General features: G+C 61.1%; 9 protein-coding genes and 1 riboswitch. Of the genes, 8 read left to right on the forward strand and 1 reads right to left on the reverse strand.

All coding sequences use genetic code 11. The features are described 5' to 3' along the window. Nucleotides 1-233 precede the first annotated feature (233 nt). A riboswitch (SAM riboswitch) is annotated at nucleotides 234-321 on the forward strand. A 4-nt stretch (nucleotides 322-325) separates the two neighbouring features. From QMB98_RS00005 to QMB98_RS00040, 8 genes are all read left to right on the forward strand, one after another. Continuing rightward, nucleotides 326-1,297, forward strand: coding sequence for a methionine ABC transporter ATP-binding protein (locus QMB98_RS00005; RefSeq protein ID WP_371683567.1), 972 nt, complete (start codon nucleotides 326-328; stop codon nucleotides 1,295-1,297). Beyond that, nucleotides 1,294-1,986 (forward strand): methionine ABC transporter permease, encoded by a 693-nt coding sequence (locus QMB98_RS00010; RefSeq protein ID WP_371683568.1) that lies wholly within the window; start codon nucleotides 1,294-1,296, stop codon nucleotides 1,984-1,986. The genes QMB98_RS00005 and QMB98_RS00010 overlap by 4 nt, the downstream gene beginning before the upstream one ends. Nucleotides 1,987-2,082: 96 nt before the next feature. Continuing rightward, nucleotides 2,083-2,925, forward strand: a complete 843-nt coding sequence (locus QMB98_RS00015; RefSeq protein ID WP_371683569.1) for a MetQ/NlpA family ABC transporter substrate-binding protein — start codon at nucleotides 2,083-2,085, stop codon at nucleotides 2,923-2,925. Nucleotides 2,926-3,232: 307 nt separating this feature from the next. Beyond that, nucleotides 3,233-3,997 carry a DeoR/GlpR family DNA-binding transcription regulator gene (locus QMB98_RS00020; protein ID WP_371683570.1) on the forward strand — a complete coding sequence of 255 codons (765 nt, stop codon included), beginning with the start codon at nucleotides 3,233-3,235 and terminating at the stop codon, nucleotides 3,995-3,997. A gap of 48 nt (nucleotides 3,998-4,045) precedes the next feature. Continuing rightward, nucleotides 4,046-5,461 carry an FGGY family carbohydrate kinase gene (locus QMB98_RS00025; RefSeq protein ID WP_371683571.1) on the forward strand — a complete coding sequence of 472 codons (1,416 nt, stop codon included), beginning with the start codon at nucleotides 4,046-4,048 and terminating at the stop codon, nucleotides 5,459-5,461. Between the two features lies 1 nt (nucleotide 5,462). After that, nucleotides 5,463-6,602, forward strand: a complete 1,140-nt coding sequence (locus QMB98_RS00030; protein WP_371683572.1) for an ethanolamine utilization protein EutH — start codon at nucleotides 5,463-5,465, stop codon at nucleotides 6,600-6,602. Nucleotide 6,603: 1 nt separating this feature from the next. Continuing rightward, entirely contained in the window at nucleotides 6,604-7,989 is a 1,386-nt protein-coding gene (locus QMB98_RS00035) for an NAD(P)/FAD-dependent oxidoreductase (RefSeq protein ID WP_371683573.1), read from the forward strand. A 4-nt stretch (nucleotides 7,990-7,993) separates the two neighbouring features. After that, on the forward strand, nucleotides 7,994-9,235 hold the full coding sequence (locus QMB98_RS00040; RefSeq protein ID WP_371683574.1) for an NAD(P)/FAD-dependent oxidoreductase: 1,242 nt from the start codon (nucleotides 7,994-7,996) through the stop codon (nucleotides 9,233-9,235). Nucleotides 9,236-9,426: 191 nt separating this feature from the next. Here QMB98_RS00040 and QMB98_RS00045 read toward each other — a convergent pair whose 3' ends face one another. Further along, on the reverse strand, nucleotides 9,427-9,663 hold the full coding sequence (locus tag QMB98_RS00045; RefSeq protein ID WP_371683575.1) for a hypothetical protein: 237 nt from the start codon (nucleotides 9,661-9,663) through the stop codon (nucleotides 9,427-9,429). Nucleotides 9,664-9,763: the final 100 nt, after the last annotated feature.

Below are 9,763 nucleotides of genomic sequence, written 5' to 3' on the forward strand. Positions count from 1 at the left end.
GTGGGGGACTGGTACGGGTCTGTTCGGGTGACCCTTCGGGTGGGGTTCCGTTGAAAATAAGATAATTCTCGGTCGACACTCGTGTCGAGTCGCTTGAGTAAAACAGTGGTATGCCAACGATTTCATGGGGTTCTGGGAGGTAGCTCAAGGGTGAGTGGTTCGGATCATATTGAAATTCTGTTTCAGACTCTGAGACGCTATGGTGATTCCGATTAGGGAGTTGTTTACTAAATAAACCATCAAGAGTGGCTGAGAGACCTGGCTCTATGAAGCTGCAGCAACCGAGAGTGAGATCGGTGCTACCGCCAGGACCGATGGAGGATGAATGATCAAGCTGGACGCTGTCCGCAAGGAGTACCCGGGTGTTGTCGCGCTCGACGGCATCTCCCTCGAAATCCCCGACGGCGAGATTCACGGAATCGTGGGCCAGTCGGGTGCCGGAAAGTCCACGCTTATCCGCTGTCTCACCGCGCTTGAACAACCGACCGATGGTCACATCTGGGTCGATAACAAGGACCTGTCGGCGCTGAGCCCCGGTGAGCTCCGTTCCGCACGCCGCTCTATCGGCATGGTGTTCCAGGGCGGCAACCTGCTCGACGCCCGCACAGCGGGCCAGAACATTGCCTACCCGCTCAAGGTCGCCGGCATGGATCGCGGTCATCGCCGCGAACGCGTGCAAGAACTCCTCGACCTGGTGGGGCTGGGGGACAGGGGATCCTCCTATCCCTCGCAGCTGTCCGGTGGTCAGCGCCAGCGCATCGCGATTGCCCGTGCGCTCGCTGCGCGTCCCTCGGTGCTTCTGTGTGATGAGCCGACCTCGGCGCTCGATACCGAGACAACCGGGCAGATCCTCGACCTCATCAAGGACGTTCGCGATCAGACCGGCGTGACGGTCGTGATCATCACGCACGAAATGTCGGTCGTAAGGGAAACGTGCGATGCTGTGACGCTTCTGCAGAAGGGCAAGATCGTGCAGTCCGGGCGAGTGGAGGACATCGTTTCCGACACCTCGTCCAGCCTCTCCCGTGCCCTGATTCCCGCGCCGAAGGTCGACACGATTCAGCCGGGCAAGATCATTCTCGACATCTCGTTCACGTCCCAGCCCGGCGAGCCCGCCTCCTCTCGTGTCCTAGCGCTGGTCGCTGAACTCGGCGCGGACGTCACTGCCGGAACCTTTGAAACAGTCGGCTCCGCACAGATCGCTCGCCTTGCACTCGCGGTCGATTACAGCGAAAGGGTGCGCACCATTGCCGCTCTCGAAGCCGAAGGAATTACTGTCGTGGAGCGTGCCTCATGATCCCACTGCCACGAGCCGAAGAGCTCGAGTGGTTCAACAGCCGCATTATTCAGAACAGCCTCTGGGATGCGACGCAGGAAACCCTGCTCATGGTTGGCTGGGCCTCCCTCGCCACGGTCATCATTGGCCTGCCCTTGGGCATGGCGATTGTCGCGACCTCGAAGGACGGCATCCGACCCAACAGAATCGTCAACTGGATCCTGTCACTCATCGTCAACGTTGGTCGCTCCATCCCGTTCATCATCCTGCTCATCCTCCTGCTGCCCGTCACGGACTTCGTGATGCGAACGAAGATCGGGTGGCAAGGCATGGTCTTCCCGCTCGCGATTGGCTCGATTCCGTTCTACGCGAGGCTCGTGGAAACGAATCTGCGCTCTGTTGACTCGGGCAAGGTCGAGGCGGCCCAGATGATGGGCGCCTCCCGCACGAGAATCATGGCCGATGTGCTGCTCCGCGAGGCCCTGCCCGGCATCATCCAATCGACCGCTGTGCTCATCATCTTGATCGTCGGCTACTCCGCCATGGGTGGCACGGTCGGTGGCGGCGGCCTCGGCGCACTCGCATACAACTACGGCTACCAGCGTTACTTCCTCGACGTTCTCGTCATCACGGTTGTCGTGCTCATCATCATCGTCCAACTCGTGCAGATGATTGGTGACATGCTCAGCCGATATGTGGACCACCGCTGAGTCGCCACATATCGGGCCGCCAGACTTGCGCACAAAACAAGAAGCTTTTTAACCCCGTCACTGACGGAATCACTTAACCCAGTAAAGGAAACTATTATGCGTCGCAGCATCATTGCCCTCGCAGCAACTGCCACCCTTGCCCTTGCGGCATGCTCCTCGGACGACTCCGCCGATGAGGAGACCACCTCAGGTGACAACACCGCTTCCGGTGAGGTCGTGACCCTCCGCGTTGGAGCCTCCCCGGTTCCCCACGCCGACATCCTCAACTTCGTCAATGACAACCTGGCCGAAGATGCAGGCATTGAGATCGAGGTTATCGAGTACACCGACTACGTTCTCCCGAACAGCAACCTGGACTCGGGCGACCTGGATGCCAACTTCTTCCAGCACGTTCCCTACTTCGAGAGCGACTCCGAGGCCAATGGCTACGAGTTCGAGCACGGCGAGGGCATCCACATTGAGCCCTACGCCGCCTACTCCGAGACCATCGATTCCCTCGATGATCTTCCCGATGGGGCAACGATCTCCATCGTGAACGACCCCTCGAACCAGGCTCGTGCGCTCTGGCTGCTCGAGGACAACGGTGTCATCACCCTCGACGATTCGGTCGATAGCCCCACCATCTTCGACATTGTCGACAACCCGAAGAACGTTGAGTTCCTCGAGCTCGAGGCCCCGAACCTTGTTCGCACCCTCGACGAGGTCGATGTCGCCATCATCAACGGCAACTTTGCCCTTGAAGGCGGACTGGTTCCCGCCGAGGACTCCATCGCGATCGAGGACGGTGAGGGCAACCCCTACGCCAACATCCTTGCGTGGGACCCGACCTCCGACAAGCTCGAGGCCATCTTGACTCTCGATGAGCTCCTCCACTCCCAGGAAGTCGCTGACTTCATCACCGAGACCTACCCGAACGGTGAAGTCATCCCCGCCTTCTAAGGCACGGGACATGGACACGTCCCCAGCAGGACAGTGACTCCCTCGTCAGAGGGTCGGTCACGTAGCGACTGAACACTGACCGGGGGACTGTCTCAAGAATCCACACAAATACATACGAGCGGGAACGATTGGCACATGCTGGTCGTTCCCGCTTTTTGTTGTATTTACTGGGAAAAGTACATTCGCGTGTCCGAATTTGGGTGATGTTGCTGTCCGTTTCGGAAAGCGTGCATACCCAATTTGTGTGGATTGTTGACGGTTTCTGTGGAATCTGGGTTAGGCTCCTGGCAACACCAGGGAGGTAACGATGCTTGCACCGGAGCGGCGGGAGCTGATTCTCAAGGACTTGCGCGCCAACGGAGGCGTGGAGACCGACGCGATCGCTGAACGCTTCGACGTTTCGGTGGAGACCATCCGCCGCGATCTGCTTGCACTTGAGAAGCGGGACCTCGCTAAACGCGTGTATGGGGGAGCGGTGATGGTTCCTCGCCCCCGTGGTGAAGGCAGCCACGACGAGCGTGAGATCCTCGCGCGGAAGGAAAAGGCCGCGATCGCGGATCGCGTTGCCTCACTCATTCCCGAAACCGGGACCGTGTTCCTTGACCTCGGAACCACGGTCGAGGCAGTTGCTCGTGCGATCCCGCGCACCTTCAAGGGCATGATCGTCACGGCCTCGCTCCGTGCGGTCGGCACCCTCTCGCAGCTCCCGGAGGCGGAGATCGTCGTGACCGGCGGCAGGCTGAGAAAGAACGAATGGTCACTGTCGGGAAACATGGCGACAGAGTTTCTCGATGGCTTGTACCCGGATCTTGCCATCATCTCCGTCGGAGCCATCGGGCTCGATGCTGGCGTGACCGACTACGACTTTGACGAGGTGCACCTCAAACAGTCCGCCCTCAAGAACTCCCACGTTTCGATCGTCGTTGCCGACTCCACCAAGTTCGCCAGCGTCGCTCCGTTCAGGATCTGCGATCTCGCTACCCCGACATATATCGCAACCGATGAGGGACTCGACCAGTCCTACATCACCCAATTAGAAGAGCGAGGAGCGAACCTGCTCCTCGCCACGTGATCACCGATCACGCAATCAGGTCAGCGATGGCCGGAAAGAGGCAGTACCATGGCAATTCTTGCACTCGACCAGGGAACTTCGGGTTCGAAAGCAATCGTTGTTGATGAGGATGGCGTCCACGCAGTCGTCGAGAATCCCATCCACCCCCAGTACCTCGCGGGTGGCGCGGTAGAACAGGACCCGGAGGAGCTCTACTCCTCGGTCATTGAGGCGGGTAAGGAGGCTGTCAAGCAGGCCGGTAAGCCCATCGACGGAATCGCGCTCGCGAACCAGGGCGAAACAGTTCTCGCCTGGGACCCCGAAACAGGTCAGCCACTGACGCCGTGCATTGTTTGGCAGGATAAGCGAGCATCCTCAGTCACGGACAGGCTGACGGAACACGCTGATCGCATCCACGAACTCACCGCTCTCGTCCTCGACCCGTACTTCACCGCCCCGAAGCTCACGTGGGTGCGGGAGAACCTCACGACCGAAGGTGTCGTGACCACCACCGACACGTGGATCATTCACAGGCTCACGGGTGAGTTCGTCACCGACACGTCAACCGCCTCGCGCTCCCTTCTCCTCGATGTCGACAGCGTCGAATGGAGCGACGAGTTGCTGACCATCTTTGGGCTTGAGTACGAGAAGCTCCCGCGCCTCGTGTCCTCCGATGAGATCGTCGGAACAACCACCGAGTTCGGTGGCGAGATCCCCGTCGGTGGTCTCATTGTTGACCAGCAGGCGGCACTCCTGGCGGAGAACTGCCTGGCCCGCGGCGAAGGCAAGTGCACCTACGGAACCGGTGCCTTCCTGTTCGTCAACCTGGGCGATCAGGCCCACCGCTTCGAATCCGGTCTCACCACCTCGGTTGCGTGGACGCTTCGAGGCGAGACCTCCTACTGCGTTGACGGGCAGGTCTACACCGCCGCCTCCGCAGTGCGGTGGATGAAAGACATGGGGATCATCGAGGACGCCACGGACCTGGACAAGATCGCGGCCGCCGACTCCGCGGGAGTCATCTGCGGTCCCTCCTTCGCAGGCCTCGCTGCCCCCTGGTGGCGACCCGACACCGGCGCGTTCATCACCGGCATGCGACTCGCGACCGGTAAGGCCGAGATCGCCCGCGCCATCCTCGAGGGTATCTCCGCACAGATCGCGGAACTCGAGGGTCTCATTGCCGGTGAGGTGGGCCAGAAGCTCGAGCGACTGAAGGTCGACGGCGGCCTCACCCGGTCAAAGGTGTTCATGCAGATCCAGTCCGACCTCATCCAGGCACCCATTGATACGTATCCTTCCGCGCACGCGACCGCACTCGGTGCGGCCGCAGCCATGAGGCTCGCGTTGAATCCTGGCATGCCGGTCGAGGAGGGCCCCTACTCGTGGGAGCCCGAGCTCACCTTCGAACCGAAGATCACGAGCGAAGCAGCGCAACAGTTCCGTACCCGTTGGGTAGCGGCAGTCGAAGCGAACATGGAGTTCTGATATGAGTGTGAATGAAATTATCGTCGTCATCATGGCCGTCTTTGTGCTTGTTGGAGCACTGGACAGGGCCATCGGAAACAGGTTCGGTCTCGGCCAGCAGTTCGAGGAGGGCCTCAACACCTTTGGCCCGCTCGCGCTCTCCATGGTCGGCATGATCTCCCTCGCCCCGCTCCTGTCCAAGGTGCTGAACCCGGTCGTTGTCCCGGTTTACGAGTTTCTCGGAGCAGACCCCTCGATGTTCGCCGGAACCCTCCTCGCGAACGACATGGGTGGCTACCACCTGGCGATGGAGATGGCCAACACCGAGGATGCTGGCCTGCTTGCCGGCACGATCCTTGCCGCAATGCTTGGCTGTACCGTCGTGTTCACGATCCCCGTGGGACTCGGAATTGTGGAGGAAAAGAACCGTCCTGAGTTCGCACTCGGCGTTCTCGTGGGCGTCGTCACGATCTCGGTTGGCGTGTTCGTCGGTGGCCTCGTGGCCGGCTTCTCCATCTCCATGGTTCTCGCCAACCTGGTCCCCATCATCATTGCGGCCCTGCTCATCGCACTTGGGCTGTGGAAGGCGCCAAACGCCATGACGAAGGGCTTCCTCGCCTTTGGCAAGTTCCTCGTGTTCATCATTTCCATCGCTCTCGGCATCGGCACCTTCGAGGCGCTGACCGGATGGCAGGTCATGCCGTCGGGTTGGGAGCTCGTGCCCGTGACCGAGGGTCTCGAGATCGTCGCCGGCATCTGCCTCTTCCTCATGGGTGCGTTCCCGCTCATGCACCTCATCGTCAAGGTGGCCCGCAAGCCACTCGGCAGCTTCGGCAAGCTCATGGGCGTCAACGAAGTCGCCTCCGGTGGTCTCATTGTTTCCCTCGCAAACGCCATCCCCACCTTCCAGATGATGAAGGACATGGACAAGCGCGGTATCTTCATCAACACCGCGTGGGCGGTTTCCGCGATGGCACTCTTGGGAGATCATCTTGGGTTCACGGCCGGGGTCGCACCGCACATGATCCTCCCCATGCTGGTTGGTAAGATCGTGGCAGCAGTGGCCGCAATCATTCTCGCGTACGTGATCGCCAAGAAGCGGTACCCTGCCTACTCTGAGACAGCTCAGCAGGTAACGCACGCCGACGTGGAGAATGACTGACATGACAGACAAAACCGTGTACGACTTCGCCGTGATCGGTGCCGGGGTCGTCGGGAACGCGATAGCGAGGGACCTCGCTGGAACTCGCCACACCGTTGCACTGATCGACGCTCGCGACGATGTCTGCGAGGGCACTTCGAAAGCAAACACCGCGATCCTGCACACCGGCTTCGATGCCTCACCGGGAACGCTGGAATCCCAGCTCGTTCGGGAGGGCTATCACCTGACCGGAGAGTATGCCGAACAGACCGGGATCGGTCTCAAGCGAAGCGGCGCAATCCTTGTGGCGTGGGACGAGGAGGAGAAGGCGACCCTGCCCTCCCTTCAGGAAAAAGCCGTGAAGAACGACTACCACAAGACCGAGATCCTGTCCTCCGAGGAGGTCTACGAGCAGCTCCCTCACCTGGGTGAGGGAGCGCTCGCGGGACTCGCAGTCCCGGACGAGTCGATCATCGATGCGTGGTCGGTGCCCCTCGCGTTTGCAACCGATGCCGTCAACAGGGGAGCAACCCTCCTTCTCGAGCACAGGGTCGAGGCCGTGACCCGGGGAACCGAATCGACCGTGCTCCACACGGACCGTGGGGATGTTGAGGCCCGCTGGGTGATCAACGCTGCCGGGCTCGGGGGCGACACGATCGATTCCTTCTTCGGTTTCGACCGGATCAAGGTTCACCCCCGCAAGGGCGAGCTGTTCGTCTTCGACAAGCTCTCATCGCAGTTGGTCGACCAGATCGTTCTTGCCGTTCCCTCAAAGAAGGGCAAGGGCGTGCTCGTCAGCCCCACCGCATTCGGCAACGTCATGCTCGGGCCGACGGCCGACGATGGGGAAGACAAGACCGATACCTCGACAACGGAATCCGGTTTCGAGTTCCTTCTCGAAAAAGGTGCCCACATCTTCCCCCAGCTCCTCACCGAGGAGGTGACGTCCTCATATGCTGGCCTTCGAGCAGCTCCCAACCTCAGCGACTACCTCATCGAGGTGGATACCGACCAGCGCTACGCGATCGCCGGAGGCATCCGCTCCACCGGACTCACGAGCGCCATGGCTGTGTCCCAGTACCTGCTGGGGCTCCTGAAGGAAGCTGGTCTCGAGCTGAGCGAACGGGAGGATCTACCCGAGCCGCCTCGGATGGCACCTCTGGGTGAGCACCAGGTCAGGCCGTTTGCCAACGCCGAGCTCATCGACCAGGACCCTGCCTACGGCGAGGTCGTGTGCTTCTGCGAGCGCGTCACCCGCGGGGAGATCCGAGACGCTGTGAACTCGACGATCCCGCCCACCACCATCAACGGACTGAGGCGCCGTACCCGGGCCATAAACGGCAGGTGCCAAGGATTCTTCTGCGGCGCAGAGGTCAAGGCACAGTTCGACGCATTGAAGGAGGCCTGAGATGGTGAAGGAACTGAATTCCACCGTTCTCATCGTGGGCGCTGGACCCGCGGGGCTCACCGCGGCCGCCGAACTCGGCAAGACCCTGGGGGACCAGGTGCTCGTTGTCGACCGTGAGGCAACTGCCGGCGGCATCCCCCGCCACTCCGATCATCCCGGCTACGGCTTAAGGGACAGGAAGAGATTCATGTCCGGTCCGGCCTACGCTCGCGCGCTCGTGAAGGAAGCGGAGCAGGCCGGGGTCACGATCCTGACCCGCACCCAGGTCACTGGGTTCGACGAGTCCGGACAGCTTGAGGCAACGAGCCCGACGGGCCGGATGATCATCTCCCCGAAGGCTCTCATCCTGGCCACGGGCGCTCGCGAACGACCGCGCATGGCCCGCCGCATCCCCGGCGATCGCCCCGGTGGCGTTCTCACCACCGGCCAACTGCAGAACATGGTGCACCTGCACCACGAGAAGCTCTCCGGCCGCGCCGTCATCATCGGCGGTGAACTCGTCTCGTGGTCCGCAGTCCTCACACTCAAGGAGGCGGGAGCAAAACCCGTTGCCCTCGTGACAAAGTACCCGAAGAGCGAGTCGTACCGGCTGTTCCGCGGCCCAGGCAAGCTTCTCTTCGGAACGAAGGTCATCACCAACTCGTTCGTGACCCGCATTATCGGCAAGGGGCAGGTCTCTGCCGTTGAGATCGAGAACTCCGCGACCGGTCAGCGCGAAACGATCGAAACCGATTGGGTTGTGTTCACGGGCGACTGGGTTCCCGATCACGAGCTGGCACGGATGATGGGGCTGGACATGGATCCCGCGACCAAGTCACCGAAGGTCGATACCGGGCTCCGCACCTCGAAGCCGGGCACCTTCGCCATCGGCAACCTCCTCCACCCCGTTGACACGGCCGACGTGGCGGCCCTCGATGGCAAACATGTTGCGAACCAGGTGCTTGCCTACCTCGGTGGCGGCACCCCGCCCTCCGACACCGTGGATCTTGAGGTTGATTCCAGCGCCCGCTGGGTCAGCCCCAACATCATCCGCCCGGGAGACATTTCGCCCTCCCGCGAACGACTCCTGTTCTGGACGGATACCTACATTGCTCGCCCCACGGTGGAAGCCCGCCAGGGCGGCAAGGTGATCGGCTCGGTCAGGACGTCGTGGCCGGCAGCACCGGGACGCGCTTTCCGCGCCCCATCATCGATTCTCGACAAGGTTGATTACGGGGCAGGTCCCGTGACTTTGTCGATCACATAGGTCTCGACCCGTCATTCCCTCCAGGCCACGGAGGCGGACGGGAAGAGATAACGGGAGGGGCAGGTAACACTGCATTCGGATCAGTTACCTGCCCCTTTCCATACCTCAAGTCTTGAATTGCGTGACCGTCTTTCGGCCCACGTCGTGATCCATTGGAGACGCGTTAACAGGACTAAGACTCGTTGATCGGGCTAGTTGAACGTCTTAGCCACGTCGAGGTTCTTGTCGATGTAGGCGTTGAGATCTGACTTGGCGACGGCGATGGAGTCGACAAGGGGATGGGAGGCGAGTGCCTTCCATGCGATCGACTTGTCTCCCGAGAGGGCGGCCTCAATGACGAGCTCCTCGCAGGCCTTGACGGAGCTGACGAGGCCGAGTTCGGGACCCGCGAGTGCACCCTGATTGATGGGGTGAGTGCCGATGTAGATCTAACTCAACCGCTGATGATCGCAGTCCATAATCACGGAACTAGCCCGTGTGATGTCTCAAGACATAGGTGACGTTTCTGTATCAGGACATAGGTGACAG

Source organism: Flaviflexus sp. (genome assembly GCF_041440645.1).
Taxonomy (GTDB): Bacteria; Actinomycetota; Actinomycetes; order Actinomycetales; family Actinomycetaceae; genus Flaviflexus.